Genomic DNA, 26,233 nt, shown 5'->3' with positions numbered 1-26,233 from the left:
TGATAAAACAGGGAAGTCGAGTGCATTTCCGTCTGCGAAGACACAAAGCGCAATAAACATGACTCCTTTGTTATATGGAGGCATTATTCATAGATGTAGCAGGTCACCTCAACTACCTCCAGGCATAACGTTTCGCCGCTTTACGTGATCACTTTGGGTTGCATAAAGATCGTTCCCACGCTCTACGTGGGAACGATCAATGCCGCGTACGCCTTAAACAACAACATCAGCACCGAGGCATGGTCAACCCCAAGGCCCACGCCCTCTTTGCTACGTCAGCTTGTCAATTACATATTGCTGAAACCACGCCGGCTGTGTATCAGAGACGATATCAATATCCTCGCCCTCTGTGATCTCAGCAAGCTGAGCAAAGCTAGGCTCACCGTCCTGCGAGTTGTCAAAAATATAAGCTCGATTGGATAGCAATATCGCCTCGGAAAGATTCTCCAAAGAGCGGTTATATCGAGATCGGATTTTGTCGGCAGGAACATCATGCCCGCCAATGGAAGCTCTGTAAGCAACCCGAGCAACATTGATATCTGCGTCTGCCGTAGCGACGTAATAAACGTAGACGCGATAACCTGCAGCTTTCGCGTGCCGCAACAACTCTATTTTGCTAGTGTCCGACATCACGGTTTCAAAGGTAAAACTCACGCGTTCTTTAATCAGAGACACACGAATAAAGTCAGATAAAGCTGACGCAATATAGGAATCAATTTGCCGGGATGGAAAGGTCATCCGCTCGCCGTCCACCACCAGGTTATCCAGCTTGGCAAGAGAGTCGGGGAATTTTAAAAGTAGCGTATGACTGCGCAAGAATGGAAGCGCCAGCCTGGCATATTGCTCAAGTTCAAACGTAGCGAACTCGAATGCTCCCGTTTCTCGGATGCCTAACTCAATCGCGTCAGGGTTGATGTAGTTAACCAGCAAATGCGCCGGAACCTTTGAGTTAAACGTACTTTTCCCACTCCCGTTAGGTCCGGCAAACATCCGGACTCGGGGCGTTGTACTCAAGCCTGGATCTGCGCCTGGTCGGATCGGCGATCCAACAGAGATTTTCTGGTTTTCAAGCGCGTGCCGGCCTTGAGGGTCCCGTAGGCTTCGACCGGTCGAATAACCAGAGCCTCTGTGTTTGACACTTTCATGAGTTGGCCCGCACGCACCACGAGGACAGACTCGCCCTTGGAAATGGCCACCTCATAAGCGTCCCGAAATGCCTTGGCGGCGATGGAAGGAATACTCGATTCTTGGGCAAGCACCTGTGCTTCGGTGATCTGCGGCTTAACTTTTTTACGCGACATGCTGGTCTCCGGCTTAAGACAAGGGAGGATCAATGACGATTAGCATAGATCACCCCGGGCGTCGATCGCTGGCTCAACTTTACCTCAATATATATCCCCTGTCCTCTCAGCCAGTGTCAGCGACACGTGCATCGAGGTCGACGCACTCAAAACACCGACCACCCAATCCGCTCGCTCAGCAACTCCAACGCCTTCATCCCCGCCAGCGAGTTCCCCGCCGCATTCAATTCCGGCGACCACACGCACACCGTAAATTGCCCCGGCACCACCGCGACAATCCCGCCGCCCACCCCGCTTTTACCCGGCAAACCCACACGGTAGGCAAAGTTGCCCGCCTCGTCATACAGCCCGCTGGTGGCCATGATCGAGTTGACCTGCTTGGTCTGGCGCGCGGTCAAGATCTGCTCGCCGCTGTGGGCACTCACACCCTCGTTGGCCAGGAAGCTGAAGGCCCGGGCCAGATCCAGGCAGCTCATTTGCAGCGCGCAGTAGTTGAAGTAACTGTGCAGCACCGCGTCGACGTCATTGTGGAAGTTGCCGAAAGACTTCATCAAGTAGGCCATGGCTGCGTTGCGCGCGCCGTGCTGGGCCTCGGAGTCGGCGACGACGCTGTTGACCAGGATTTGCGGATTGCCCGACAGGCGCCGCACGAAGTCACGCATCGACAGAATCGGCACGGCAAAGCGTGACTGGTTGATGTCGCAGATCACCAGGGCGCCGGCGTTGATGAAGGGGTTGCGCGGGCGCCCGCGTTCGAACTCCAGCTGCACCATGGAGTTGAACGGTTGCCCCGAAGGCTCGTGGCCCAGGCGCTCCCAGATGGTTTCGCCGCCATGGTCGATGGCCTGCACCAGGCTGAACACCTTGGAGATGCTCTGTACCGAGAACAGCGTGTCGGCGTCGCCTGCGCAATAGGCCGAGCCGTCGTTGCCGTACACGGCGATGCCGAGCTGGTTGGCGGGTACATCGGCGAGTGCGGGGATGTAGTCGGCGACTTTGCCCTGGCCGATCAGGGGGCGAACTTCGCCCAGGATCGATTCCAGCAGTGCCTGCATGTCTTTTCCGGTCATTCTTATTGAATCAGTGATAGGCGGGGCGCGGAGGATACTTTAATGCGCCCGCGAGGACACCCCCTTGATCGTTCCTACGCTCTGCGTGGGAATGCCGCCTTGGACGCTTCGCGTCCCGCACCTGAAGTCGTGACGCGGAGCGTCACAGGATGCATGCCCACGCGGAGCATGGGAACGATAGCGCAACGATCGGGCACGTCAAAAATGCGCCACATCCGACACCTGCTCATCGAGCACATCCCGCGCCAGCGCCCAGGCGCGGTCCCTGGATTCCACCACCAGCAGCGGATAGCCCCAGGCTTTGCCGAACATCACCGCAAAGGGCTTGAGGGCCAGGCGTTGCGCGGCGCTGGGTTCCACCTGGATCATGCCTTTGACGTAGGCACGCAGCGCCTGTTTGTTTTTTTTCATCCAGATCGATGCGTGTTTGCGCTCATCGTGAGCGTGCTTGTGGTTGTTTTCGTCGACGGCTTTTTCGTGCAGCAGCACAAATGCTTGCTCGCGAGCCAGCAGGCTTTCGAACACCACAAAAGCATCCTCGGGGCCGCCTTCGTTCGGCGCGTCAAACACGATTTTCACCACGGGGAAGGTTGTACTGTCGAGTCGCATGGCAGAGCTCCTGAATGAGAGTGGCTCTCACTATAGTGATCTCGCGACTGGACGGCATTGCACAGAATAGCCAGAATATTTCGCAATTCGGCCAAAGAGCGAACCCGCGATGCAACGTCACCGCCTCGAAGAACGCGACCTGCCCCGGTCCAGGGATGCCGACCTGATTCCGCGCGCAGTGGTGGCCGTGGGCGCCACCAGCACGTCCGAGCGCTGGACCTGGGTTACGAGAATGCCAGCGGTTTTATCACCATGTTCCGTAAGGCGGTGGGCCAACCGCCGGCGCGTTACCTGGCCGATCGCAGCGGCGCGTCGAGTGCAACGGCGCCTGCCGCCATCGCGTTGCACCCGGACAGTTGATCAGCGTTGAACCGGAATGCGGATATCGCCGCCCTTGCACTGGGTTTTAACACTGCGCGGGCAGCCGGCAAAACGCAGCTCTTTGCTCAGGCACACGCGGACTTCAGACAGCACCTTGCCTTTGCAGATGACCGCCATGCCATGGTTGCCCATGGCCGGGTTGCTCTGGCGGAACAGGCTTTCGATCGCTTGTGCATTCATGTAACCGGGCACATTGAACGGCTGCAACTGCTGCGGAATCTGCACGTTGGCCAAGGCTGTATCGGTGGCCTCAAGGTAACGCGAAGGGTCCAGCCCGCTGCAGGTGCCGTGCTTGGCCCACTCGTGCTTGAGCAAGGCCTGCGTGGGGAAGATCAATGCGCCTTTGGCCAGGTCGGCCGCCGACAACCGCGACTGCTTATCGCACGACGCGGGCCAGCCGCCTTTGGCGTACTGCGGCCAAAGCCCGTGCAGCACAAACCCGTAGCCCTTGCCCGTGCATTGCTCGTTGCCGGGGTTGGTCAGGCAGAACGTCGGCGACCATGACAGCGACAACACATAAAAATCAAACTCCCCAGGCGTCCCTTGGCTACGCGGAGCCGCCAACACATTCGTGGCCAGTAACAGCCACAACAGCATCCAATATTTCATTTGCCCATTCCTTAGAGAAAACACCGGTATATCGCGATTAACCGGGCAAATTGGGGTTTCGTTGTAATACCTTATCCAGGATCCGGTCGGTCTTCAGCGCCTCGATCGCCAGTGAAGGATGTTCGGCTTCGCCACGAATATGCGCATTCATGGCCAGTACGTGATGCCACTGGATATGTTCATGGCAGGCTATTTCCAGCACCTCATCCACCTCACTTTCCAAGCGCAACGGCTGGTCTTCAAACACGGCAAAGGTGATGCGGCCACGGCTGCCGATCAACTCCACGCGGTCTTCGCGCCGGTCGGCGACAAAGTTCCAGCAGCCCATGCCCAGCGCGCCGTTTGCGAAGGTCCAGCAGGCCGTTACCGCATCTTCCGCGGCGTAATTGCCGGCCTGGCGTGCGGTAAACCCGGTGACCTCGACGATATCGCCGGCCAGGTACTGGAACAAATCAAACCCATGGCTGGCCAGGTCGGCAAAGTAGCCGCCACCGGCAATGGTCGGGTCGGTGCGCCAGTTGGCAGCGCTGGCATCGGCGGCGGCCGGCGGCTTGCACAAGCTCCAGGTCACCTGGCGCAAGTCGCCGATGCGCCCGGCCTGCAGCCAGTCGCGTATTTGCTGGAAGCGCGGCAACGAACGGCGGTAATAGGAAACAAACAGATGCAGCCCCGCCCGCTCGAAGGTGCGCTGCATCAAGGCGCTCTGCTCGGCATTCAGCGACATGGGCTTTTCGACGCAGCAATGCTTGCCGGCTGCCGCCACCATCAAGCTGTATTCGAGGTGGCTGTCGGGCGGTGTGGCGATGTACACCGCGTCCACTTCGGGGTCGTCGATCAAGGCCTGGGCGTTGGTATAGAAGCGGGCAATGCCGTGGCGTGCCGCATAATCACGCACCGCTTCTTCACGGCGCCCCATCACGGCCACCAGCGCCGAACCTGGCGCTTTGTAGAAAGCGGGTCCACTCTTGAGTTCAGTGACGCTGCCACAGCCAATCATGCCCCAACGTACGGTATTCATCAGTTGTCCTCGTCCGTTTTCATCAAGGGGGCAGTATCCACATCACCGCTGGTGCATGCCAGCCTCAATCAGCATGACAATTGCATTACACTTTAATGACAGTCACTGAGGCAGGCAGGTGTAGACATTGAAAATCCGTGCAACCGTTATTTGTGAACACGAGGGGCATATCCTCTTCGTGCGCAAGGCCCGCTCCAAATGGGCGCTGCCGGGCGGCAAGGTCGAGCGTGACGAGCGCCCGGTCGGCGCCGCCGCACGCGAGCTGGAAGAAGAAACCGGGTTGAATGTGGATGGTTTGTTGTACTTGCAGGAGCTGAAGGCCCGCGACACCGTACATCACGTGTTCGAGGCCTCGGTGGTCAACATCAGCGAGGCGCGCCCTTGCAACGAGATCATTGACTGCCGGTGGCACGCCTATGGCGCCATAGACGAGCTAGACACCACGGATGCCACCCGGCACATCGTCAAGTCCTTCGTGCGCCGCCTCTGATTCCCTGCTCTGCCGTTCGACAAAGGATTTGACGAACACCGCAGCGGCTGCAAATCCCGCCCCACCCAACGCGTACTGGATCACCCTCTCCCCTGCTGCCGCTTAAAGCCAGATAGACCGAGGCGCCTGCATCGCAGGCAAGCCAGCTCCCACAATTGGATCGCATGGCATCAGCTGGATGTGAGCAACCGTTCAAGAACGCGGCCTGGCCCCGGCCACCTGCGGCAGCTTCTCACGGTTTTTGGCCTGCCCGCGCTGGTACAGCGCTTCGACCAGTTTCTGCCGCTCATCCTGGGGCAAATTGCTCGCGAACTGCGCCAGCGTCGAGTCCACCAATGCTCTGAGCGCCGCATCCGCCTCGCGGGCCTTGGCCAGTTCAGTCACCAGTGCCTCACGGTCCAGCGTCGGTGCTTCGAGCTGCTTGATCACCCCCAGGCGTGCTTCGCGACCGGCCATGATCAGCGGTTGGCTGTCGGCGCGGTTGTGGCGCAGCAACTGCCGCAATTCCTTGCGCCGCTCCATCGGCAACTTGATCATCGCCTGGCGCAGACCGTGCTGGTTGACCACCGCTTCGGCGGGCTTGGCAGTGGCCATCCAGTGATAGAGGCCGCCGCCCACACCGCCGATCAAAAACACGTTGAGCAATACCGAAAAGACCAGCCAGGGTTTAAGGGATGTTGGGGTCATTGCTCGGTTTCCTCGGCGTTGACGGTGAAGACGACATCGGCGTCGCCCTGATCGAAGACGCTGGGCAGCACGTCGGATGACAGCATCGGCAACGGCACACTCAGTGACGCCACCAGCACCCCGGCGGCAATGCCGGCAATGCCCACGCCCACCAACCCGGCGGGCGACAGCCAGTTGGCATAGCGCGACCAGAACGACGGCCGTCGCGGGGCAGACTCGCGAATCTGTCGCGCAAGGGCCGGTTCGTTGAACACAAGCGGGTGGCTGTCCAACCGGGCATCGAGCCAACCGACCTCGCGCAATGCCTCGCGGGCTTGAGGGTTGCCGCTGTCGAGCAATGCCTGGGCAGCGGCTCGTTCGGCGCTGGGCCAGCGATGCAGGCTGGCACCGTAGGCGTCAGCCAGGTGCGCAAAGCGTTCAGGTGTCATGGTTTTCCCCTTCCTGGGCGGGCGAGCCCGGGTGTGTCGGCAAGTTGGCTGCGCAACTGGCGTCGGGCCCGCGACAGCAGGCTCTCCAGTGCCTCGACGCTAATGTTCATCAGGGCCGCGGCGTCGATGTTCGACAGCTCTTGGTAGTACTGCAGCACAATGGCTTCACGCTGGCGCTCGGGCAAGCTCGCCAGGGCTGCGGCCATCCTGGCGCTGCGGTCCGCCGTTTCCAACTGTTCATCCGGCGAGGGTGCGCTGTCCGCCAGTTCCAGCGCCTCGTCCTCATTCAACGGGCGTTCCTTGCGCCGGCGCAAGCGGTCATGGCACAGGTTGAGCGCCACGCGGTGCAGCCAGGTGTCAAAACGCGCTTCGCCGGGGCGCCAGTTGGCCGCCTGGCGCCAGATGCGCAGGAAGCTTTCCTGGGCCACGTCTCTGGCTTCGTCGGCATCCCCCAACAGCCGACCGGCAAGCGCAAGCAGGCGCGGCAGCTTGCGCGTCACCATTTCGTTGACGGCCGCAGGTTCGTTGTTGCCGATACGTGCCAGTAGCTCAACGTCCGGATCAGTGTCTTTCAATCAGGTAATACTCGGTCCGGGGGCTAAGAGGTTTCAGCGGATCCAGTGCCCTTCGCGCCAGTACCAGTTGGGGCCACGGGATTCCCAGTGCCCAGGCTCCCAGCGTGCGTTACGCACCACTTCCTGCCAGTGGCCCGGCACCCAGGCATAGGCGCCACGTTCCCATTGCCAATGGCCCCGGTCCCAGACGAAACCTGCGCGTTCAGCCGGGATCACTTCGACGCGCTCCGCCGGTGGGGCCTGGCGAATGATCACTTCGGTCTGGGCGAAGGTCGGGGTGCTGACAAGCGCGGCGAAGGCCAGCGGGACCAGCAAGGCGTAGCGCAATTTGGCCAGTGGGTTCATGGCAACTCCTTCATACGGCGGACGAAAATGTTCGCATCTGATGGGTTGAACGCTGGGCACAGGGAAATCCGTCGCGAGAAACCCAAGTTTTTTCTCGACGCTGGAAGTATTGCTCAGAGGATGAATGCGCTGGATGAAATGTTTGAAAGTATCGCGACGGATTTGTGCAGGTGGTTGCGTTCAAGACGTAACGCAGAACACACAATGAGGAAATATCATGACCCGTCGACTCTCTATGCTGGTTGCCGCCCTGCTGATTGTCAGCCTGAGCGGCTGCGTGATCCTGCCTGAACACCGGCATTGCTGCTGGCGCTACTACGGCGCAGTCGACACCTTAACCAGCACCGTGAACAGCTAACCTACCGCCGCAAAACCACGGCGCCCGGCCTTGATCTCCGTGCGCAGTTCGCCAATAAGGTTTGAGATGGAACGGATGCTGTCCAGGCCTTGGGGCGAGACCCGGGTCAGCAGCAGATCGACGCGACCCGACGCCGGCTCGAACACGCTGATGCGCAGTGAACCGTCGCTGTTAAGGCTGCAATCACAAGCCAGCGGCAGGAAGCCTGAGGCCATGATCTTATTGAGTTCATTGATCGCAATCATGCTGAGCCCCCATCCCTGGGTTCGACCCTGTGGGTGTGATGCAACCAGCATAGATAAGGTTTTGCCTGCTACTGAACAATTAATTCAAAAGTGATACCTGTGCCGCATTTCGCCCTGTAAACGCTGGTGCACTGGCGTCAGAAACCCAGCACACGACCTCTCGTCTGCTGCTTTGGCAAGGGCTTGACTCACGATCTGTATCAAAAGACGCTCTTGGCTTTTCGCCATCATCCCGAGCCGACCGCCATGAGCATCGTTCCTCCGAGCCAGCCCGACAGCGACGTGTACAAAACCCTGCTGGAGTCGACCAACGCCATCCCGTGGCGCATCGATTGGCAGAGCATGACGTTCAGCTACATCGGCCCGCAGATCGAAGCATTGCTGGGCTGGAGCCCGCAAAGCTGGGTGAGCGTGGATGACTGGGTCGAACGCATGCACCCGGACGACCGTGAATACGTGGTGAACTTTTGCGTGTCGCAATCGCGCGCCGGCGTGGACCACGAGGCCGACTACCGCGCACTGACGGTCAACGGCGACTATGTGTGGATCCGCGATGTGGTGCACGTGGTGCGCAAGGGCGACGAAGTCCAAGCCTTGATCGGCTTTATGTTCGATATCAGCGAGCGCAAGAAGACCGAAGAGCACTTGATTCGCCTGCAAAAACAACTGGAGGAATACTCCTTCCAGGACGGCCTGACCGGCATCGCCAACCGCCGCATGTTCGACACCGTGCTCGAGCGCGAATGGTCCAGTGCGCTGCGCAGCCAGTTGCCGCTGTCGTTGATCATTCTGGATATCGATTTTTTCAAGCAGTACAACGACCACTATGGCCATATCAAGGGCGATGAAGCCTTGCGCCAGGTGGCGCGCACCTTGTCGTTGGCGGCTAACCGGCCGCGGGATTTCATTGCGCGTATCGGCGGCGAGGAATTTGTGTGGTTGCTGCCCGAAACCGACGCAGCCTCGGCCAGGCAAGTGGCGCAACGCTGCCTGCACTTGATTTGCCAGCAGCAGATCGAACACGCCGTTTCGCCGGTTTCCAAGTTGCTGAGCCTGAGCCTGGGGGTGGGCACGCGTACCGTGACGCCCAACAGCGACCTGCTGGCGTTCGTCGAGTCGGTCGACAAGTTGCTGTATCAGGCCAAACGCAATGGACGCATGCGCGCAGAGTTCGCCGACAGTGAAGTGTGAAGCGAGGTCAAATTGCGGGCAAAAAAAATCCCAAGTAGCTGATGGAAACTTGGGATTTAAAAATGCATAAACCGTGGGAGGTGAACGCCCGGCTATAGTAACGACTGTAAAAACCTGTAACAAGATTATTTTATTCCTTTCGTCGGATTAAAAGCCGCGTAAGTCATTCAATAACCACATGATTTTTAAGGTGGCCAAGCAAACAAGTGCCACTTTTTGGTGCAATAAACCGCTATAACCCTGAGCACTTCGTGGCTATATATCCATTATTCAAATGGGGTTATTACTCATAACGGCGCGACACTCTCGCTATAACGCTTTTTGAGTTGCCTACAGGCTTCAAGCAGTTCCAGACCGGACGTCGAAGTAGCGCGGGCCACACTTTCAAGATGTTGGCACAGCACCAAGCGTTCGGCGGCCTCTTGCCGTTCCAGGTCGACCCGAGCATTGAAACGCATAAACAAGACGCCCAGCAGCACCGCCGCGCACACAACCCCCATCGCCGCATAGCGAAGGCCGTTGGAGGACGGGGATTCTGCCGGGTTCATGAGTTAAGGTGCCCTGCTCTTTTCATACCGCACATCGTCGCCCTCGACCCGGCCCACCTGCGTCCAGCCCAGCCGTTGATAGAACCCGTTGGCGCGGATCTCATCGCGCCCGTCGGTGATCAGGTACAGCGTCGGGTGGTGCTCAAACAGCGCGGCTTCAGCCACCGCCATCAGTTGGCGGCCCAGGCCCCGGCCTTCATGGGCGGGCAGTACGAACATCGCAAATACCTCGCCGCTGTCAAAATTGACCATCGAAAAAGCCGCCGGCTCGCCCGCCACTTCTGCCAGCCACACGCACGGCGCTTCACGGATGCTGTCGGCCAGCACCTGTGGGGTAATGCCCAGATCCGCCATCTGCTCACGGCTCAAGTGGTTCTGCACCACGGCGGTGCGAATGGCGAACACTGTGTCGATATCCGCCAGCGTCGCCAGCCGAATAAAGGTTTGCATAGATGCCTCCTCAGGGGATGCACGCAATTGTATGTAAATAGAAACACATAGATTGTCGTGGATTTGTAAGAGAAGGCGCTCGACTACAGGGGTTTTGCCTGTTGTTGTCGCCGAAACTGCCCTGGCGCCAGGCCATGGGCCTTGCGAAAACAGCGGGAGAAGTACGCCTCGTCGGTAAACCCGCAACGCCGGGCAACGGCTCCGATCATCTGCGCCGTGTTCAGTAACAAGGTGCGCGCCAATTGCATGCGGCGGTCGAGCACCCACTGGGAGAAGGGTTTGCCGGTTTCTTTGCGCAGCAAATGGGTGAGGTAGTTGGGTGACAGGAACGCAGCGGCCGCCGCGTCAGTAAGATTGAGGCCCGGCTCGTGCAGATGCTCGCGAATGTAGCCGTGCACCCGTGCCAGGGCGTCTTTGCGTCCGCGCCGGGTGGCGTTATTGGCGGCAAACGCCTGCAAGGGTTCGGCGTACTGCTGGCAAACCAACCCGACCAGTTGGAACAAGTAACCTTTCAAGCGCTCACGGGCGCCGAAGGTGCGCTGGGCGTCCAGTGTGCGCATATGGCCGAGCCAGGTGTGCACTTGCTCAAAGTCCGCGTCGTCAAGGATGAAGTCCAGATGCTCCTGAAATCGAAACGGTGACAGTTCCGGCGCCTGGCTGATGGGGATGTCTTCCAGGTCCAGCGGGTCGCAGGCCAACTGCGGCAGGAAGAACGCCTGGCTGAAGTTGATCAGCATGAATTCGCCGTCTTGCGGGTGGGGAATTACATGCAGGCGATGGGGCAGGATAAACGCCATGGCTTTGTGCGGGAACGGACGCACCGCGCCGCCGATATGTTGCACGGTGTCGCCGCCCAGGTTGATCTGGATCTGGAAGTACTCATGCCGATGCGGGCTGGTCAGCGCCGCCCGCCCGCGCTTGTCGCGGATATAGAAGTCGGGGCGGTCGCTGCGTTGTTCCATGCCATAGGTGGTGACGCGGGTGCCTGGCATAACGGTCTCTCGAATGGCCTGGGCCCCACTTTAGCCTCAACCCTGGCTGAGGGTGAAACTCAACTCGCCGATGCCGTCGATGCCGGCGGTCACCACGTCTCCACGCTGCAATGCGCCGACGCCTGCCGGGGTGCCGGTAAAGATCAGGTCACCGGCCTTGAGCGCCACGGATGTTGAGGCGTAGCTGATGATTTCACTCACCGACCAGATCAGGTCAGCCAGGTCGCCGACCTGGCGCTGCTCACCATTGACCTTGAGCCAGATCTTGCCGCTGGCCGGGTGACCGATGACGCTCGCCGGTTGCAAAGCGGTGCTGGGCGCCGACTCATCGAACGACTTGCCCCACTCCCACGGGCGCGCGAGCTTTTTCGCCTCGGCCTGCAGGTCGCGACGGGTCAAGTCGATGCCGACGCCATACCCCCATACGTGGGACAAAGCGTCGTCAGGACTGATATCCACCCCACCCTTGCCGATTGCCACCACCAGTTCCACCTCATGGTGCAGGTCGGCAGTCAGCGGCGGGTAGGCGATCACGCCTTCGGCCGGCACCACCGCATCCGCCGGTTTCATAAAGAAAAATGGCGGTTCGCGATCCGGGTCGTGCCCCATTTCGCGGGCGTGTTCACTGTAGTTGCGGCCCACGCAGAACACGCGACGCAGCGGGAAACGTGCGTCGCCGCCCTGAACGGCCAGGGATGGTGTTGTCGCGGGGGTGAATACGTAATCAGTCATGGCCTGTACCTCTTGGTTTACCTGGCGCCAGTATGGCCAGCAGCGCCAAGGCAAAGTTGGACAGGTTTACGCAGATTTTGCACTGGCCGGTGTTTGTGCCCGCAACGCTCGATCAAGCAAGCGATACAGCGGCAGGCACGCGGCCTGGATCAGTAACATGCGGATAATCTGCATCGCCGTCACCAATGTCACTGCCAGCCCAAGCGCCTCGGCGGTCAAGCTCATTTCCGGCGCGCTACCGGGCATCATGCCCAGCGCCAGCGACAACCACGAGAATCCCAAACCGGCACCCAGGCCCCATGCGGCCAGTGCGGTAGCAATCACCGAGCCCGCCAGCAGCAACAGCACCTTCAACAGAAAACCGGGGGCGCGGCGCAAAAAGTCGCGGTCGAACGTGGCGCCCAGCGCACACCCTATCAACAGTTGCCCGCAGCCACTGAGCCACATGGGCATGCTCATCGACAGATTGTTGCAACCCACACCGACCGCACAGATCAGCAACGGCCCAAACGTCCAGGGATTGGGCAGGTTGCAACGCTTGAACGCCAACGCCGCCAGCAAGCCCATGGCCAGGAGGAAGATCAGCCACGGCCAGACCACCGGCAACGCCGTGCGCGCAACGCTATGTGCCACACCAAAGTTCGCAACAGCAGGCACTGCCAGCAGAATGAGCAACAACCGCAGACTGTGGGCGGCGGCGATGAAACGGGGGTCGGCCTGGCGCTGCTGGCCCAGGTGCACCATCTCGGTGGAATTGGCAGGCATCAACGCGAAAAATGCGGTGGGCAGCGGTACGCCCCACCGATGCAAGACCAATACCGAGCACAGTGCCAGCACCAGCGTCAGCAGGACGGCCATGCCGATCAAGCCAAAGTGGGCCGCCACTTCCTGCATGACCGGCAAGGTGAAGTGGCAACCGATGGCCACCGCCACAATCAACTGCCCGGCCTTGCGCCCGTGAGGTACTTGCGGTATCCGGCCGCCGCCGCAACGTGTCAGCAACACTGCCAGCAATGAACCTATCACCCAAGGCAAAGGCCACCCCGCCCAGTGGGCAAGGCTGCCGCCCAAAGCCCCGACGATCAGCGTTACAGGCCAGTAAAAGCGAGGGTCACGGGGCATGATGAAATCCGGCATGGAGAAGAATGACGACAGGTTATAGACTTGCGCTCATCACAAAAAATATCCATTTGTGAAGCCTGTTATCATTCTTTGTTATGTGAGCTCTATGAATCTTAAAGCGCTGGAGTACTGCGTAGAGATTGCTCGCCAAGGCAGTTTCACTAAAGCCGCGCAGGCCTTGCACGTAGCACAGCCGGCCCTGAGCATGGCGGTCAGTCGCTTGGAAGATGAGCTGGGGGTGGCGCTGTTCAACCGGGCCACGCGCCAGATCAGTGTCACGGCCGAAGGCCAACTGTTTCTGGCCCACGCCGAAAAATGTTTGCAGGGGCTTGCCGGCGCCCGCCGTGAACTGCAGGACCTGGACCAATTGCACAGCGGCGAGATCCGCGTCGGCGTGCCGCCCATGTACGGCATCCGGCATATTCCCGAATTGCTGATGCAGTTTCGCGCGCGCTATCCGGGGATTGCCATGCATGTGGTGGAAGGCAGTGCCGATGACATCAGCGAACGCCTGGCCACACGCAACATTGACGTGGCACTGCTGGAGTCACGGCGGGTCAATCCGCAGTGGCAATCGGAATGGCTCGGCAGTGATGAGATGGTGCTGTGCATGAACCAGGAGCATGCATTGGCCGGGTTCGCCTCGATCCCGGCAGAACGCTTGCAGGATCAGGCCATGCTGGTGTTCGACAACACGTTCCTGCAACGCCACCTGCTGGATACTTTTTGCAGCAACGCCTGCGTGCAGTTCAACATTGCCCTGGAAAGCAACTTCGTGCCGCTGGTGATCGCCGCCACGCGCAACGGCATGGGCGCGTCCACCCTCTTGCGTTCGGTTCAAATCCAGGAAGCGGGACTGGTGGGCGTTTCCTTCGAACCCGCGCAGTTCATGCACTTCAACCTGTGCTGGCGTGCCAATGAGTACCTGTCGCAGGCCAATCGGCGTTTTATCGAAATAGCCCGCGCGTTTTTCCAGGAGGACGCCGGTTCGCCGCTGTCACGCTGAACCGGCGCAGCGATCATTTACGCGCCACTTTGTAGCGCAGGCAGTCCTGATAAAAACTCTGGCGGATGACCTCGGGCTTGAGCCGTGAGCGGCTGTCGTAGGTCTGCTCGGTGATGCCCATGGCCATCATGCGCATCCACGACTTGCTGAACTTGATGGTCTGGATCTTCTGGCGCGCGGCATACAGCGACACACCCGACAGCTTGAGTTCCTGAGCCCTGGCGGCGGTGCCGGCGCCCCAACTGCACATGTACTTGTCGCCCTCGCGCAACTCTCGGGCCTGCACGCTCGCCGCGCCGCCGACCAGGGAACAGGCGATCAGCATCATTCCAACAGTGCGCATTTGCATCCCCACCTAACCACCTGAAAATAAAAGTGATTTTGGCGGGGATTTTGTTACAAAGGGGCCATTAAATTGCCTTATCGGCAATTACTACCACTGGTAGGTGGCGCTCGCCTGCACGGTGCGTTGCGAGCCATACCAGCACCACGAGTAGGAGTAGCAAGAGGCCACGTATTCCTTGTTCGCCAGGTTGGTGGCGTTCAGCGCCAGGCGCAGGTTGTCCGTGGGGTTGGCGATATTCGGGATGTCGTAGTGCAGCGCCGCATCCATCAAGGTGTAACCCGGCACTTTCAGGGTGTTGGCGGTATCGCCCCAGGACGACCCCACATACCGCGCGCCGGCGCCCACGCCGAAGCCCTTGAGCCGGCCGTCGTGGAAGGTGTAGTCGGCCCACGCCGAGGCGGTATGGCGCGGTACGCCGTAGGTGGTGGTGCCCTCAACGGGAACCGCCGGCCCGGTGCCAACATCGCTGATCGGCGCGTAGCGAACGGTGCTGTTGGATTTGCTCGCGCGGTTGTCCAGGTAGGCATAAGCCGCGGTAATGTCCAGGTTGTCATTCAGGCTGGCCTTGCCTTCCAGTTCAAAGCCACGGGACTGTTGTTCGCCGTCCTGGATCTGGCAGCGGCCACTGCCGCACAGGTGGGTTGGGTCCGGATCCATGGTCGGTACGTTGGATTGGCGCAGGTCGAAAATCGCTGCGGTGATAAAGCTGTTGCTGCCCGGCGGCTGGTACTTGATGCCGATTTCATACTGTTTGCCTTCGGTGGGCTTGAACACCGAACCGCCGTAACCGGTGCCCGATTGCGGGTTGAACGACTCCGCATAGCTGGCATACGGCGCCAGGCCGTTATCGAACAGGTAGACCAGGCCGACCCGTCCGGTAAACGCCTTGCTGTCCAGCGACGACTTGCTCTTGGCTCCGGAGCTGATGGTTTTGGTGGTGCTGTCGGTGCTGGCCCAGTCATAGCGGCCACCGAGCAACAGCACCCATTGGTCCCACTTCATTTGCTCTTGCAGGTAAACACCGGTCTGCTCGCTGCGCGCCGTGGCGTCGGTGATGAACGCGGGCGTGGTGACCGGCGCGCCGTAGACCGGGTCGAAGATATCCAGGTCCGGGCCACTGCCATAGCCGGTCTTGGTGTCGGTGCGAGTGTTCTGGTAATCGAGCCCCATCAACAGCGTGTGCTGCAACGGCCCGGTGTCGAATTTGGCCTGCACCTGGTTATCGAGGGTGTAGGCATCCATGTCCACGTCGGCAGCGATGGTCGAGCGCTTGGAGGTGCGGTAATCGCCCATCAGGTAGCTGTTGTAGATGCTGCGGTAGACGCCTTCGGCGCGCAGGTAACGAGCATTTTGACGCACCGTCCACACGTCGTTGAACTGATGTTCGAAGGCATAGCCGAGGGAGTAATGCTCGCGGTCGCTTTTCTCGAAGTTCTTTTCACCGTCATAGAAGTCCACATCGATCTTGCGTCCCGTAGGGCTGCGCAGCACCGAGCCCCAGGCCGGCACCGAGCCGTACGACGCGCCCTTCGGGTCTTTCTGGAAATGCCCGAGTAAGGTCAGCGAGGTGGCATCGTCCGGCCGCCAGGTGAAGGCACTGGACAGCGACTGGCGGCGGGTTTCGGTGTGTTCGACCTGGCCATCGGCGTCATCGAACAACCCCGCCACGCGGTAGGCATACACACCTTGATCATCAAGCGGGCCGCTCAGATCGAAGGTGGTGCGCTTCTTGTTGAAGGTGCCGTACTCCACGCCGATTTCATGAAACGGCGTGTCCAGTGGCCGTTTGGTGACCATGTTGATCACCCCGCTTGGCGTGCCCTGCCCGTACAGCACCGAGGCCGGGCCGCGCAGCACTTCGACGCGCTCCAGGTCGAAGGCGTCTTTCTGCGGCAAGGCATCCCGGCTGGACGGCATGCGCAAGCCGTCGAGGTAGGTAGCCGGGGCGAAACCACGAATGGTCAACTGATCAAGACGCGATGCCGTGGCGCCACGGGTTTCCGGCACCACGGCAGCGCTGTAGCGCAGGATCTGGTTGAGGCTTTCGGCGTTTTGCGCACGCATCTGGTCCTTGGTGACCACTGAAATCGACTGCGGCGTCTCGATCAGCGCGGTATCGGTCTTGGTGCCCGACAGGCTGCGGGTGGCGACATAACCCGCCACCGGCCCGGTCGGGCTTTCGCTCTGGTAGGCGCCGCTGATGGTGGTGGCCTGCAACTGCATGGCGCCGCCATCGTCCGGGATCGCTTCGAGGCGGTAACGGTCGGCGGAGATCTTGATGGCCTGCAAGCCACTGCCCGCGAGCAATTGCGCGAGTGCCACGTCGGTGTCGTATTGCCCGCTCACACCGTTGCTGTGCTTGCCGCGCGTCAAGCCTGGATCAAACGCCAGTACCAGCCCGGCCTGCTCGGCAAGGCTATTGAGGGATTGGCTCAAGTCACCGGCGGGAATCGAGAACCGGCGCAACGTGCTGCCGGTTTCTTCGGCAAAGGATGGCTGGACGACGAACAACGGCACAGCGGCAAAAGCCATCGCCACTGACAGGGCCAGTGGGTGCAAGGGACGAGCAAGGCGCGACATGGGAAATCCTGCGTAATGGAGGTTCTATTAACCATGACGGCCATGTCGCCAAATCGGGCAAGGATGAGAGTCATTTTTATTTGCATGACTTTATTGCAATGAGCCGGGTCGCTTTTTCGCGTAGTCCTTCGGGATAGTTTTTCGCGGTTTTTACCCGTCCCGCGTCATCCCATTCTGATTTTTTCAACCATTCGTCCAGCGGCTTTTTCCTGCAGCAGACTCCGACGCCTTGCCCTTTTTGCCGAGACGTCACGGATGACCAACGCCGCCCACATCGCCTTTATCGAACATGAGCTCAATGGCTTTCATCAGAGCCTGGCGGAGTATCGCCAGCAGATAGGCGCCTGGTATGCGCGGGCGTTGGATACGCTCAGCCATGCGGCGGACATGCCGTCGCTGCTGGGCATGGACCGCGTGCTGCGGGTTGGCGATGCGCAGCAGTCCGTGAGTATGACTGACATGGGCTTTTCCACCGTGGCCCAGTGCCCGGCGGGCGGCGAGCTGAAAATCCAGAGCCTGTTCGAATCGGTGTATGAGGTGCCGATCGGCAATATCACCGTTGAGGTTGTCGGGCTGGATGACGGCAGTTCCACGCTTGTCATGCTCGATGAGCACGGCAAGGGCTCGCATTTTTGCGCCGCTGGCGGGCGCTATCAGGTGCGGGTACAGGGCGGCGTTTCTGCGCAGCAAGTGGACGCGCTATTTGCCTCTTACGCAGGGCTGACGGCCGACCTGGAGCACTGGCTGCGCGAGCAGTGGACAGATTTCAAACCCTATTGGCAGCAATCGACCGCCAGCGCGATTGGCAACGGTGTACTGGCGGGCAGTTGGGCAGCAATCCGCGACGTGTGGGACAGCATCAAGCAGGTGCAGGCGATTCTTGAAGACCCGCTGAAATTCGCTGAGCAACTCGGCGCCGAGGCCGCCAAGTTGGCGCAGTTGGCCACCGATACGCCCAAGGTCATGGAACAGGCCATGTTACTGGCCAGCGATGAGGCCGCGCTGTACCTGATATTGCGCACCGCGATGCTCTGGCTGGACGCGCTGCCACCCGGCGAAATCGCGGAGACAGCGGCAGGGTTTGTAGTGTCGCTGCTGATTGATCTGGTGATCGGCGCAGTACTGACCATCGCGTTGCCGGCGGCGGGCGTGGCTTATCTCGGCTTGCGGCTGGCCAAATACGGCGCGTGGGTGCTGGAGGCCGCGGTGGGTTTTGTCAGGAGCCTGCTCGGGATGCTGACCACATTCATGCAGGCGGTGGACCGTTACAAGGCGGTGGCGGTTCGCGGTGTGGTTGGCGGGTTGAAGCAAGGCACGCTGCAAATGCGCTGGCGGGCGCGGCAGAACGCGGTACTGAAGCAGAAAGAGCGTGTTGATGACGTGCCAGCTTCAGGCAAAAACCTGAATGGCGATGCTGCAGCTGCGGCGGACAAAACCGTTACCAATGGTTGCCCCGTGTCGATGGTCACCGGCGAGGAATTGCTGACCCTCACAGATGGCACGTTGGATGGGATTTTGCCATTTGAGTGGACACGGCTGTATCGCACCAGTGCGGTGGAAGTGGATGGCGGGTTGGGGTTTGGCTGGAGCCATTCACTGGCACAGCGGTTGGTGGTTTCGGGTGATTCGGTGGTGTGGACCGATCATGAAAATCGCCGTACTGAGTTTGTACTGCCTACCGCTGCTCGACCGGCGATTACCAATAGCTTGGCTGAAGCGGCGATTTATTTGGGGGAATTGCCTGATGAGTTGGTGCTGGCTCAGGCGTCGCGGTTTTATCACTTCCACGATGGCGTTCTGGTTGCCATCAGCGATGCGTATGACAACCGGCTGCGCGTTTTTCACGATCGTTTGGGGCGGGTTGAGCGGCTGGATAACGGTGTGGGGCGCTCGCTGTTTCTGCGGTACGAATTGGGCCGCATTGTGGCGGTGGACTATCAGGTTCATCGAGCCAAGGGGCATGAACCGTTTGAATGGGTGACCGAGCAGAAGGTTGTTTCCTACGCCTATGACGACCTTGGGCGACTGGTTTCTGCGACCAATGCTGTAGGCGAACGCGAGGTTTATCGGTACGACGAGCAGCACGTCATTCTTGAGCGTGGACTGGCCGGTGGCGCGAGTTTCTTTTGGGAATGGGAACGAGCGGGCAAGGCGGCGCGGTGTGTTCGGCATTGGGCCAGCTTTTCGCAGATGGATACGCGGTATGCCTGGGGTGACGACGGCCGTGTCACGGTGCATAACGCCGATGGCAGCCGGGAAGTGTATGTCCATGATGATCGTGCGCGGCTGGTGCAACGGATTGATCCGGACGGCGCTGAACACTTCAAGTCTTATGACGACAAGGGCCGCCTGACGGTCGAGCAGGACCCGCTTGGGGCGGTGACGGCGTACCAGTACGACGACGCCGGACGCCTGGTGGCGTTGTTTCCGGGGGACGATGAGCCGACGTCCTACGAGCATGACAACGGGTTCGTGCGCGTTGTGCGCCGTGGTGAGGCTGTTTGGAAGTATGAGCGCAATGATCAGGGCGACGTCATTCGCAAGACCGATCCTGATGGCAATGTCACGGACTACAGCTACAACAAATATGGGCAGCTGACGGGGGTTTGGTTTCCCGACAACAGTTGCCATCGGCTGGTCTGGAATGAGCGCGGGCAGTTGCTTGAGGAGCTGCTGCCTAATGGGGGTATCAAGCGTTATCGCTATGACGACCTTGGTCGGCAGGTTACTCGTGAAGATGAACTCGGCAAGCTCACACAGTACCAATGGGACGCTGCCGGACGCCTGCGAAAACTGACCCAGCCAGGCGGCGCAACGCGCGAATACAGCTACAACGCCTACGGAAAAATCACCGCCGAACACGACGAACTCGGCCACGTCACCCGCTACGAATACGCCGACGGCCTGCACCTGATCAGCCGCCGAATCAACGCCGACGGCACCCATGTTAAGTACCGCTACGACAATGCGCGCCTGCTGCTGACCTCCATCGAAAACGAGGCAGGCGAAACCTACCGGCTCGATTACCACCCCAATGGCCTGATCCAGCAGGAAATCGGCTTTGATGGCCAGCGCACGGCCTATGTGTATGACCTCAACGGCAACCTTGCGGAAAAAACCGAACACGGCGACGACGGCAGTCAGCTCGTTACCCGCTACAAGCGAGACCACGCCGGGCGCCTCGTAAGAAAAACCCTGCCGGACGGCAATGTTGTCGACTATGCCTACGACCGCCAGGGCAATCTCCTCAGCGCCGACGACGGCCACTGGGCGCTGGCCTACGAATACGACCCACAAAACCGCCTCACCGCCGAACACCAAGGCTGGGGCACCTTGCGCTATGGCTACGATGCCTGCGGCCAACTTAAGAACCTCCGCCTGCCGGACAACAACCGGTTGGTGTTCAACCACGACAAAGGCGGTCACCTTTCCACCGTCGAACTGAACGGTGAAACCCTCACCTCCCACCTGTTCAAAACCGGCCGCGAACACCAACGCCAACAAGGCCAGCTCCTCAGCCACTACCACTACGACGACCAGAACCGCCTGCACGCCCACGCCGTCAGCCAACAGCAACACACGCTTTACCAACGCCAATACGACTACGACAAAACCGGCAACCTCACCCGCCTGCTCGACACCCGCAAAGGCGAACACCACTACCACTACGACCCCCTCGCCCGCCTGACCCGCGCAGATCACTCGCAAGACGCGCAGGAACGCTTCGGCCACGACCCCGCCGGCAACCTGCTCATGCAAGACCGTCCCGGCCCGGACATCGTGGCGGGGAATCGGTTGATGATCCAAGGCGATCATCATTACGACTACGACGCCTTCGGCAATTTGATCCGACAGCGGCGTGGCAAGGGGCATCAGCTCGTTACGGAATACCGCTACGACTGCCAGCATCGGTTGGTGGGTATTACTCAACCAAACGGGCAAACCGCCAGCTATCGCTATGACCCGTTTGGGCGGCGGATCAGCAAGACTGTGGATGGGATAACCACGGAGTTTTTCTGGCAAGGCGACAAGCTGGTAGCTGAACACCACGCGGATCGGCATCGCAGCTATATCTACGAGCCAGACAGTTTTCGCCCGTTGGCACTGCTGGAAGGCTTTGGCCCACAAGAAACAAAGCCCTTTCACTACCAACTCGACCACCTCGGCACACCGCAGGAACTGACCAACCCCGAAGGCGAAATCGTCTGGTCCGCGCATTACCGCGCCTACGGCGAAATCGCCCGCCTCGACGTCAGAAAAATCGACAATCCGCTGCGTTTTCAGGGCCAATATTTTGATGCGGAAAGCGGGCTGCACTAAAACCGCCATCGCTACTACAATCCAGATATTGGTCGCTACCTGACGCCGGATCCGGTGAAGCTGGCGGGTGGGATTAATACTTACCGGTATGTGCCCAATCCAACGGGGTGGGTCGATCCGCTGGGCCTAAGTACTTGCCCTGGTGAGGACGGTTGCAAACCACAGATCAGTGCAGACGACCCAATCCACGTAGCCGCAGTGGATGAAGGGCTTCCGTCGACTCCGCTTATTCATGGAGTTAACGCGACTACGTTAAATCGCACACACAGCATTGAAGGAAAACGCTCAACCAAACGAGTTGAAGATATCGCCCGTAGTATGCGAAGTAACGGCTATGACGTAAAAAAGCCCATTGACGTAGTTGAACATAACGAGCGGAGGTATATTGTTGATGGTCACCATCGAGCTTCAGCCGCAAGACAAACCCATACACCGGTAACCATTAGGCGGATCGAAAACATAAATAGTCACGAAAGCTCGTTTAGCAGCGCTAAAGATGTGATAGATGCCTCAAATGCAGTTGGACTTGATCGATTGGAGAAACCCAGACGATGAAAACCCAGACCCTGGAAAATTTGATCACCGAATATTTAATACAGGTAAAAAAAGCAACAGATTTGCTCGAACGCTCATTCGGAACTAAAAATCTGCTAAGCCTTTGGCGATCCAAGAAGATCCCGCAAAGAGGGAACGTCACCAATGATGTGACTTACGAGCTGCATGGCATTGGCTGTAGAGTTTACCTGTCCGAGATATGTGTCGACTTTGATTACGGTCCGAATGATCGGGTAGACGGCTTCGATCCCTGGCGGTTATATACATACGCCTGCGAAGTACCGCAAAAATATAAGAAATACACCAACCAAAACAGGCTCGAGCGTGAGTTCGATGAGTATTTGAAAGAAGGAAAGGCCATAAAAATCAATGACTCTGCGTCTGACTTATACTTTTTGCGCAAGTGACTGTATGAAAACCCGTCATAGGAAAGAACGGGGCCACTCACCGCAGCCCCTATCCATTCTCAACTCATAACCGGCGCACCCTCCACCTGCACCCCACGCCCACTCGCCGCCATCTCAAACAACCCCTCCACCCGCGCTTTCTCCACTGCGCTCGGCTTGATCACCAGCGCACACACCACAAAAATCGCAGCATTCACCACCAGCCCCACAATCCCGCTGGTCAACGACCCCAGCGTGGGGATGTCATCCGGGTACAGTGTGGTCAGCACAATCGCCACCATAATCCCCACCAACATGCCGGCAATCGCGCCTTGTTTGTTGCCCCGGCGGCTGAAGATGCCGAAGAACAGCGGCACGGCCAGTTGAATGATGCCCTGGTAGGAGATCTGCGCGAGTAATTGCAGGCGCGAATAATCGAAGGTCAGGTAGGCCAGCACCGAGGCGGCGACGATAAACACCACCATGCCGGCCTTGGCCAGTACGGTGAGTTGGCGGTCGGTGCGTGGGGTGTTCCAGGTGGCCAGGTCGTTGGCGAACTGGGTGCCGCAGACCTGCACGCAGCCGTCGACGTGGCCGATGCTGGCGGCCAGTACGATGACGATGGCCAGCGCCAGCAGCCAGGGCCCGCCAATGTCGAACAGCGAGAGGAACCAGCCTTGTTGCGGGTGGGCCAGCACGTTGGGGTCCTGGCTGATGGCGGCGGCGAACAGCATGAGGATGCCATAGAAGCCGCCCACCAGCAGCATGGTGTACAGCGTGCCCTTTTTCACCGCGCGCACGCCGCTGGCGGTGTAGATGCGCTGGAAGCTCATCGGCCAGCACATCGAGCCGATCACGCCGGTGAAGATCAGGCTGAACATGTACATCGGGCCATAACCGCTGCCGGTGGCGCCGGGGATTTGCAGCATTTTTTCCGGCAATTGCGCGAGGTTGGAAAACGCGGCCTGATCGCCGAACAGCAGGAACACGCAGACCCCGGCGCATACCACGTAGGCGATCAGGCCCTGGAACATGTCGGTCATGATCAACCCGCGCATGCCCATGCTCACGGTCCAGTACTGACGGATCAGTACCACCGCCACGCCTGCAAACAGGCAGGTGGTGACGCCCCAGCGGCCGAAGCTGGCGAACTGGAACAGCATCGCCAGGGCCTGGATGCCCATCACCACCCACGGAAACACCGAGATGATGCCGATGATCGAGGCCACCCGCTTTACCGCCGGGCTGCCGAAGCGCATGCCCAGCAGGTCCAGCTGGGTGCGCAGGTTGAAGCGTTTGCCCCAGGTCCAGGCGCGGCTGGCCATCAGGTACATCGCGGTCACGCCCAGGGTCGCATAGACCATGCCGTAGAAACCCAGGGCGCCGCCGACGCTCAGCGCAAAAAACGCGGTGAAGGTCGAGCCCGGCCACCAGGAGTTGGTGTAGCACATGGCGATATACCACGGCCCATAGGAGCGCCCGCCAACGGCGTAATCGGAAAAACTGGTGCTTTCGCGGTTGGTGGCATAGAGCACGGCGATCATCCCGGCCAGGAACAGGCCAATCACACCGAAGGTAATCAACAAGTGGGCATCGCTGCTGGTGCTGATCATCACACGCCCTCCTCGTCAGGAATCTCGCCGGCCTTGAGTTCGACCAGATACAACGCCCACACACCCAGGGCGGCGAGTACGGCAATGGCGATCCAATAGAAGATCGGCAGCGGGATGCCCACCACCAGGGCGCGGCTGCCACTCACGCTCAAGTAAAACGGCGGGAATAACGCCAGCATCAATAACAGGAAAAAGTAGCCACCAAAGATCTGGTTTCTCAGGCGTGCGGGTGACGCGCTTGCAGGTTTCATGATGAAGGGTGCTCCTTGAATTTCTGGATCGGTTTGTTGTGTGATCAATCAAAAAATCAAGCAGTGAAACGTCAGCGCAAACCAGCGCCAAAAGAGCTACAGGGTGACGCGTCGTTATTGTGCTGGCGCAGGCTCAGGCCTGTCTTAGCCAGGTTTCCCATTGCGAATCATTGATCACGCTACGGGCGCGCATGTGCTTCCAGGCACCGTATTTGTAGAAGTCGAAATCCAGCTGCGACACCGCGTGCTGGACCATCGCCCAGGTCGACCATTTGATGTCGGCCAGGGCCTTGTGCAATTTGATCCGCGCCAGGCGTTGCGGGGTGACCTGGCCGAAATAGTCTTCGATCAGCGCCAGTTCCATCTCGTCGGTGAAGAACATCTCGCCAAACCACAGCGCCAGTTCGTAATGACGGTCGTTGTTGGAAGCGTATTCAAAGTCCACCAGGCGAATCTGGCGTCGGTCATTGAGCATGAAATTGCCCGCCAGCGTGTCGTTCATGCACGGCGCCAGGTCGATGCCCGACGCTTGCAACGCGCCACGCGCGCGGTCGCACTGGCGGCGCAGCCAGGCGTCATCACTGGGCGTGCAGCCGTGCAGTTCTTCGACCTGGCGCTGATGCTCGGCAATCATGTCGAACACGGTTTTGGTCTGGCACAGCGGCGACTGGTCGTTGAACGCTTTCAGCGCATGCAGGGCGTTATGGCGCACATCGCGGTCGAGAAAGTCCTGATTCGAAGAGGCTCGCCAGCCTTCCATGAACTCGAAGACCTCAACGCCGAACTCTTCGAGGAAGGCAAACACCGGCGCGCCATAGCCGGTTTGCGCGGCCTTGACGCTGGCGTCATGGGCGGTGCGCCGGTCGATAAACATCTCGGTGCCGGCACCGGGTACTTTGAAGAAGTAGGCGGTGTCGAGCCCGCTGACCTCGACCCGCCAGTTGCTGTTGGAGATCCCGCCGCTGACCGGCTCGTAACGAATGCCCGAACCGCCCCAATCGCGCACGCCGCGCACGGCGGCCTCCAATTGGCATTCCTGAGGCGTACAGGCCTCACCCATTGCTTTCATGCCTGCCTCTCCTGTACCTGCCGTAACCAACTTTCAAACCGCGGGTCTTGCAAGCTTTGCCGGCAACGCAGCAAGGTCCACTGCCCCACCTTGGAAAACTCCAAAGGCCGCGTCGAAGTCGCGCCGACCCACAAGCCCCACAGCGACCAGTACCAATCATTGATCAGCGCGTAGAGGCGGCAGCGGGCGTAATCGCACTCGCGACACTCACCGGCCCACGCCTTGATGCCGTCACGCCACTGGCTTTCGAAGGCATACAACTCGTTGAGGCTGAGGGCCACGTCGTACCAGGGGTCAAAGCAGCCCGCGTAGTCGAAGTCGATCAATTGCAGCGCGCCGCCGGGGCCGATCATCACATTGCTCGCCAGCCCATCGCCGTGCAAGGGCACGCAGGTGCCGGGGTTCAATTGCAGCGCGGTGCAGGCCAGATCGATGCAGGTTTCAATCCACCCATGATCAGCGGGCAAGCCCACGCCATCGCGGCTGCACAGCTCACGCAGGCGCTGGATATCCTGCAGCGGCGAGCGGTTGAAGCCCGGTGAAGTGCCGACGTGCAACTGCCGCTTCAAGGCCCACAGCGCTTGCAGGCGCTGGGGTTGCAGCAACTCATCGAGCCGTGCCCAACGCCACTCGTGGGCCGGCAACGCATCCAGCAGCAGCACACCGGCGGCCGCATCCACCAGGCGCACGCCGGGGGTTACGTCACAGTCAGCCGCCAGTTGGGTGGCGCGGCCGGTGCGCTCGATGTCGATCAGCGCGCGCATGTCGTCGTGCAGCACTTTGGCGTAGCACCGGCCCCAGGGCGCCGTGAGATGAAAGCCGGTCCACTCGGTGGCCAGGCGTATCGGCGAGGCGATACCGGCCGTGCCGTCCATGACCTCGACATGGGCGGACAGGCCGGCGGACTCCAGGGCGCCCATCAGGCGCGACAGTGCATCAGTACGGTTGGACATGGC

Annotated in this window: 27 protein-coding genes and 2 pseudogenes; 7 read left to right on the top strand and 22 right to left on the bottom strand. The window is 59.8% G+C overall.

Translation table 11 applies throughout. The features are described from left to right. Positions 1–270 precede the first annotated feature (270 nt). The 4 genes from BLV67_RS19450 to BLV67_RS19435 all read right to left on the bottom strand — a co-directional run bounded on the left by BLV67_RS19450 (position 271) and on the right by BLV67_RS19435 (position 2,980). Positions 271–990 (bottom strand): ATPase, encoded by a 720-nt coding sequence (locus tag BLV67_RS19450; RefSeq protein WP_069788787.1) that lies wholly within the window; start codon positions 988–990, stop codon positions 271–273. A 20-nt stretch (positions 991–1,010) separates the two neighbouring features. After that, positions 1,011–1,301 carry a hypothetical protein gene (locus BLV67_RS19445; protein WP_069788786.1) on the bottom strand — a complete coding sequence of 97 codons (291 nt, stop codon included), beginning with the start codon at positions 1,299–1,301 and terminating at the stop codon, positions 1,011–1,013. A gap of 146 nt (positions 1,302–1,447) precedes the next feature. Then, complete coding sequence (glsB, locus tag BLV67_RS19440; RefSeq protein WP_065912019.1) at positions 1,448–2,356, bottom strand: glutaminase B; 909 nt, start codon at positions 2,354–2,356, stop codon at positions 1,448–1,450. A 213-nt stretch (positions 2,357–2,569) separates the two neighbouring features. Beyond that, a complete protein-coding gene (locus BLV67_RS19435) occupies positions 2,570–2,980 on the bottom strand; it encodes a hypothetical protein (protein WP_065912018.1) in 411 nt (136 codons plus the stop codon). A gap of 210 nt (positions 2,981–3,190) precedes the next feature. Between BLV67_RS19435 and BLV67_RS32615 the strand changes: the two are divergent. Beyond that, positions 3,191–3,340, top strand: a pseudogene (locus BLV67_RS32615) (helix-turn-helix domain-containing protein); the annotation flags it as partial. Here the strand turns inward: BLV67_RS32615 and BLV67_RS19425 are convergent. Beyond that, the gene (locus tag BLV67_RS19425) at positions 3,341–3,970 is read right to left on the bottom strand and encodes a ribonuclease T2 family protein (protein WP_065912017.1); all 630 of its coding nucleotides are present in this window, start codon (positions 3,968–3,970) and stop codon (positions 3,341–3,343) included. It lies immediately after the preceding pseudogene. A 37-nt stretch (positions 3,971–4,007) separates the two neighbouring features. Next, the gene (locus BLV67_RS19420; RefSeq protein ID WP_069788785.1) at positions 4,008–4,988 is read right to left on the bottom strand and encodes a Gfo/Idh/MocA family protein; all 981 of its coding nucleotides are present in this window, start codon (positions 4,986–4,988) and stop codon (positions 4,008–4,010) included. Between the two features lie 127 nt (positions 4,989–5,115). Between BLV67_RS19420 and BLV67_RS19415 the strand changes: the two genes are divergently transcribed. Then, on the top strand, positions 5,116–5,478 hold the full coding sequence (locus tag BLV67_RS19415) for an NUDIX hydrolase (protein WP_065912014.1): 363 nt from the start codon (positions 5,116–5,118) through the stop codon (positions 5,476–5,478). Positions 5,479–5,670: 192 nt separating this feature from the next. On the opposite strand, the gene BLV67_RS19410 is transcribed toward BLV67_RS19415, so the two are convergent. Genes BLV67_RS19410 through BLV67_RS19395 form a run of 4 tightly spaced genes read right to left on the bottom strand, consistent with a single transcriptional unit; the run spans position 5,671 to position 7,513 of the window. Continuing rightward, entirely contained in the window at positions 5,671–6,165 is a 495-nt protein-coding gene (locus tag BLV67_RS19410) for a periplasmic heavy metal sensor (protein WP_065912012.1), read from the bottom strand. Then, positions 6,162–6,593: a hypothetical protein gene (locus tag BLV67_RS19405; RefSeq protein ID WP_065912010.1), complete on the bottom strand. Its 432-nt coding sequence runs from the start codon at positions 6,591–6,593 to the stop codon at positions 6,162–6,164. Before BLV67_RS19405 ends, BLV67_RS19410 begins: the two co-directional genes overlap by 4 nt. Beyond that, positions 6,590–7,168 carry an RNA polymerase sigma factor gene (locus BLV67_RS19400; RefSeq protein WP_069788784.1) on the bottom strand — a complete coding sequence of 193 codons (579 nt, stop codon included), beginning with the start codon at positions 7,166–7,168 and terminating at the stop codon, positions 6,590–6,592. Before BLV67_RS19400 ends, BLV67_RS19405 begins: the two co-directional genes overlap by 4 nt. A 33-nt stretch (positions 7,169–7,201) precedes the next feature. Next, positions 7,202–7,513, bottom strand: a complete 312-nt coding sequence (locus BLV67_RS19395) for a YXWGXW repeat-containing protein (protein ID WP_069788783.1) — start codon at positions 7,511–7,513, stop codon at positions 7,202–7,204. Between the two features lie 217 nt (positions 7,514–7,730). Here BLV67_RS19395 and BLV67_RS32985 point away from each other — a divergent pair, with 217 nt between their 5' ends. Then, positions 7,731–7,871: a hypothetical protein gene (locus tag BLV67_RS32985; RefSeq protein WP_163005486.1), complete on the top strand. Its 141-nt coding sequence runs from the start codon at positions 7,731–7,733 to the stop codon at positions 7,869–7,871. On the opposite strand, the gene BLV67_RS19390 is transcribed toward BLV67_RS32985, so the two are convergent. Continuing rightward, positions 7,868–8,116, bottom strand: coding sequence for a DUF1652 domain-containing protein (locus tag BLV67_RS19390; RefSeq protein WP_065912004.1), 249 nt, complete (start codon positions 8,114–8,116; stop codon positions 7,868–7,870). The two genes, BLV67_RS32985 and BLV67_RS19390, sit on opposite strands and share 4 nt — an antisense overlap. Positions 8,117–8,362: 246 nt before the next feature. Here BLV67_RS19390 and BLV67_RS19385 point away from each other — a divergent pair, with 246 nt between their 5' ends. Further along, positions 8,363–9,307, top strand: coding sequence for a sensor domain-containing diguanylate cyclase (locus BLV67_RS19385; RefSeq protein WP_069788782.1), 945 nt, complete (start codon positions 8,363–8,365; stop codon positions 9,305–9,307). Between the two features lie 287 nt (positions 9,308–9,594). On the opposite strand, the gene BLV67_RS19380 is transcribed toward BLV67_RS19385, so the two are convergent. From BLV67_RS19380 to BLV67_RS19360, 5 genes are all read right to left on the bottom strand, one after another. Next, positions 9,595–9,855 (bottom strand): hypothetical protein, encoded by a 261-nt coding sequence (locus tag BLV67_RS19380; RefSeq protein ID WP_069788781.1) that lies wholly within the window; start codon positions 9,853–9,855, stop codon positions 9,595–9,597. Positions 9,856–9,858: 3 nt separating this feature from the next. Further along, a complete protein-coding gene (locus BLV67_RS19375; RefSeq protein WP_065911997.1) occupies positions 9,859–10,305 on the bottom strand; it encodes a GNAT family N-acetyltransferase in 447 nt (148 codons plus the stop codon). An 83-nt stretch (positions 10,306–10,388) separates the two neighbouring features. Then, positions 10,389–11,297: a helix-turn-helix transcriptional regulator gene (locus tag BLV67_RS19370; RefSeq protein ID WP_069788780.1), complete on the bottom strand. Its 909-nt coding sequence runs from the start codon at positions 11,295–11,297 to the stop codon at positions 10,389–10,391. A 36-nt stretch (positions 11,298–11,333) separates the two neighbouring features. Further along, positions 11,334–12,029: a fumarylacetoacetate hydrolase family protein gene (locus BLV67_RS19365; protein ID WP_069788779.1), complete on the bottom strand. Its 696-nt coding sequence runs from the start codon at positions 12,027–12,029 to the stop codon at positions 11,334–11,336. Positions 12,030–12,095: 66 nt separating this feature from the next. Beyond that, positions 12,096–13,151 (bottom strand): AbrB family transcriptional regulator, encoded by a 1,056-nt coding sequence (locus BLV67_RS19360; RefSeq protein WP_069788804.1) that lies wholly within the window; start codon positions 13,149–13,151, stop codon positions 12,096–12,098. Positions 13,152–13,257: 106 nt separating this feature from the next. Here BLV67_RS19360 and BLV67_RS19355 point away from each other — a divergent pair, with 106 nt between their 5' ends. Beyond that, on the top strand, positions 13,258–14,157 hold the full coding sequence (locus BLV67_RS19355) for a LysR family transcriptional regulator (protein ID WP_069788778.1): 900 nt from the start codon (positions 13,258–13,260) through the stop codon (positions 14,155–14,157). 13 nt (positions 14,158–14,170) lie between these two features. Here the strand turns inward: BLV67_RS19355 and BLV67_RS19350 are convergent, their stop codons facing one another. Both BLV67_RS19350 and BLV67_RS19345 read right to left on the bottom strand, forming a co-directional pair. Continuing rightward, positions 14,171–14,500, bottom strand: a complete 330-nt coding sequence (locus tag BLV67_RS19350; protein ID WP_065912151.1) for a hypothetical protein — start codon at positions 14,498–14,500, stop codon at positions 14,171–14,173. A 90-nt stretch (positions 14,501–14,590) separates the two neighbouring features. Continuing rightward, a complete protein-coding gene (locus BLV67_RS19345; protein ID WP_069788777.1) occupies positions 14,591–17,083 on the bottom strand; it encodes a TonB-dependent siderophore receptor in 2,493 nt (830 codons plus the stop codon). 255 nt (positions 17,084–17,338) lie between these two features. Between BLV67_RS19345 and BLV67_RS19340 the strand changes: the two are divergent. Then, positions 17,339–21,958: pseudogene (locus tag BLV67_RS19340) on the top strand (RHS repeat-associated core domain-containing protein). Next, on the top strand, positions 21,955–22,365 hold the full coding sequence (locus tag BLV67_RS19335) for a DUF6896 domain-containing protein (protein WP_065931761.1): 411 nt from the start codon (positions 21,955–21,957) through the stop codon (positions 22,363–22,365). Before BLV67_RS19340 ends, BLV67_RS19335 begins: the two are co-directional and overlap by 4 nt. A 59-nt stretch (positions 22,366–22,424) precedes the next feature. Here the strand turns inward: BLV67_RS19335 and BLV67_RS19330 are convergent, their stop codons facing one another. The 4 genes from BLV67_RS19330 to BLV67_RS19315 all read right to left on the bottom strand — a co-directional run bounded on the left by BLV67_RS19330 (position 22,425) and on the right by BLV67_RS19315 (position 26,230). After that, positions 22,425–23,957: a sodium:solute symporter family protein gene (locus BLV67_RS19330; protein ID WP_069785721.1), complete on the bottom strand. Its 1,533-nt coding sequence runs from the start codon at positions 23,955–23,957 to the stop codon at positions 22,425–22,427. Next, positions 23,957–24,208 (bottom strand): hypothetical protein, encoded by a 252-nt coding sequence (locus BLV67_RS19325; protein WP_069785720.1) that lies wholly within the window; start codon positions 24,206–24,208, stop codon positions 23,957–23,959. The genes BLV67_RS19330 and BLV67_RS19325 overlap by 1 nt, the downstream gene beginning before the upstream one ends. Before the next feature lie 133 nt (positions 24,209–24,341). Then, complete coding sequence (locus tag BLV67_RS19320; protein ID WP_065931764.1) at positions 24,342–25,277, bottom strand: choline kinase family protein; 936 nt, start codon at positions 25,275–25,277, stop codon at positions 24,342–24,344. Beyond that, entirely contained in the window at positions 25,274–26,230 is a 957-nt protein-coding gene (locus tag BLV67_RS19315) for an aminoglycoside phosphotransferase family protein (RefSeq protein WP_069785719.1), read from the bottom strand. The genes BLV67_RS19320 and BLV67_RS19315 overlap by 4 nt, the downstream gene beginning before the upstream one ends. Positions 26,231–26,233: the final 3 nt, after the last annotated feature.

Source organism: Pseudomonas salomonii, from assembly GCF_900107155.1.
In the GTDB taxonomy this organism is placed as follows: domain Bacteria; phylum Pseudomonadota; class Gammaproteobacteria; order Pseudomonadales; family Pseudomonadaceae; genus Aquipseudomonas; species Aquipseudomonas salomonii.
Note: the sequence above shows the minus strand (reverse complement) of the source record. Positions and strands in the feature narration are given on the sequence as shown.

Excerpts from the sequence above, each read along its gene's own strand:
- BLV67_RS19450 (WP_069788787.1), bottom strand. The coding sequence starts at position 990 with ATGTTTGCCGGACCTAACGGGAGTGGGAAAAGTACGTTTAACTCAAAG.
- BLV67_RS19445 (WP_069788786.1), bottom strand. The coding sequence starts at position 1,301 with ATGTCGCGTAAAAAAGTTAAGCCGCAGATCACCGAAGCACAGGTGCTT.
- glsB (WP_065912019.1), bottom strand. The coding sequence starts at position 2,356 with ATGCAGGCACTGCTGGAATCGATCCTGGGCGAAGTTCGCCCCCTGATC.
- BLV67_RS19435 (WP_065912018.1), bottom strand. The coding sequence starts at position 2,980 with ATGCGACTCGACAGTACAACCTTCCCCGTGGTGAAAATCGTGTTTGAC.
- BLV67_RS19425 (WP_065912017.1), bottom strand. The coding sequence starts at position 3,970 with ATGAAATATTGGATGCTGTTGTGGCTGTTACTGGCCACGAATGTGTTG.
- BLV67_RS19420 (WP_069788785.1), bottom strand. The coding sequence starts at position 4,988 with ATGAATACCGTACGTTGGGGCATGATTGGCTGTGGCAGCGTCACTGAA.
- BLV67_RS19410 (WP_065912012.1), bottom strand. The coding sequence starts at position 6,165 with ATGACCCCAACATCCCTTAAACCCTGGCTGGTCTTTTCGGTATTGCTC.
- BLV67_RS19405 (WP_065912010.1), bottom strand. The coding sequence starts at position 6,593 with ATGACACCTGAACGCTTTGCGCACCTGGCTGACGCCTACGGTGCCAGC.
- BLV67_RS19395 (WP_069788783.1), bottom strand. The coding sequence starts at position 7,513 with ATGAACCCACTGGCCAAATTGCGCTACGCCTTGCTGGTCCCGCTGGCC.
- BLV67_RS32985 (WP_163005486.1), top strand. The coding sequence starts at position 7,731 with ATGACCCGTCGACTCTCTATGCTGGTTGCCGCCCTGCTGATTGTCAGC.
- BLV67_RS19390 (WP_065912004.1), bottom strand. The coding sequence starts at position 8,116 with ATGATTGCGATCAATGAACTCAATAAGATCATGGCCTCAGGCTTCCTG.
- BLV67_RS19385 (WP_069788782.1), top strand. The coding sequence starts at position 8,363 with ATGAGCATCGTTCCTCCGAGCCAGCCCGACAGCGACGTGTACAAAACC.
- BLV67_RS19380 (WP_069788781.1), bottom strand. The coding sequence starts at position 9,855 with ATGAACCCGGCAGAATCCCCGTCCTCCAACGGCCTTCGCTATGCGGCG.
- BLV67_RS19375 (WP_065911997.1), bottom strand. The coding sequence starts at position 10,305 with ATGCAAACCTTTATTCGGCTGGCGACGCTGGCGGATATCGACACAGTG.
- BLV67_RS19370 (WP_069788780.1), bottom strand. The coding sequence starts at position 11,297 with ATGCCAGGCACCCGCGTCACCACCTATGGCATGGAACAACGCAGCGAC.
- BLV67_RS19365 (WP_069788779.1), bottom strand. The coding sequence starts at position 12,029 with ATGACTGATTACGTATTCACCCCCGCGACAACACCATCCCTGGCCGTT.
- BLV67_RS19360 (WP_069788804.1), bottom strand. The coding sequence starts at position 13,151 with ATGCCCCGTGACCCTCGCTTTTACTGGCCTGTAACGCTGATCGTCGGG.
- BLV67_RS19355 (WP_069788778.1), top strand. The coding sequence starts at position 13,258 with ATGAATCTTAAAGCGCTGGAGTACTGCGTAGAGATTGCTCGCCAAGGC.
- BLV67_RS19350 (WP_065912151.1), bottom strand. The coding sequence starts at position 14,500 with ATGCGCACTGTTGGAATGATGCTGATCGCCTGTTCCCTGGTCGGCGGC.
- BLV67_RS19345 (WP_069788777.1), bottom strand. The coding sequence starts at position 17,083 with ATGTCGCGCCTTGCTCGTCCCTTGCACCCACTGGCCCTGTCAGTGGCG.
- BLV67_RS19335 (WP_065931761.1), top strand. The coding sequence starts at position 21,955 with ATGAAAACCCAGACCCTGGAAAATTTGATCACCGAATATTTAATACAG.
- BLV67_RS19330 (WP_069785721.1), bottom strand. The coding sequence starts at position 23,957 with ATGATCAGCACCAGCAGCGATGCCCACTTGTTGATTACCTTCGGTGTG.
- BLV67_RS19325 (WP_069785720.1), bottom strand. The coding sequence starts at position 24,208 with ATGAAACCTGCAAGCGCGTCACCCGCACGCCTGAGAAACCAGATCTTT.
- BLV67_RS19320 (WP_065931764.1), bottom strand. The coding sequence starts at position 25,277 with ATGAAAGCAATGGGTGAGGCCTGTACGCCTCAGGAATGCCAATTGGAG.
- BLV67_RS19315 (WP_069785719.1), bottom strand. The coding sequence starts at position 26,230 with ATGTCCAACCGTACTGATGCACTGTCGCGCCTGATGGGCGCCCTGGAG.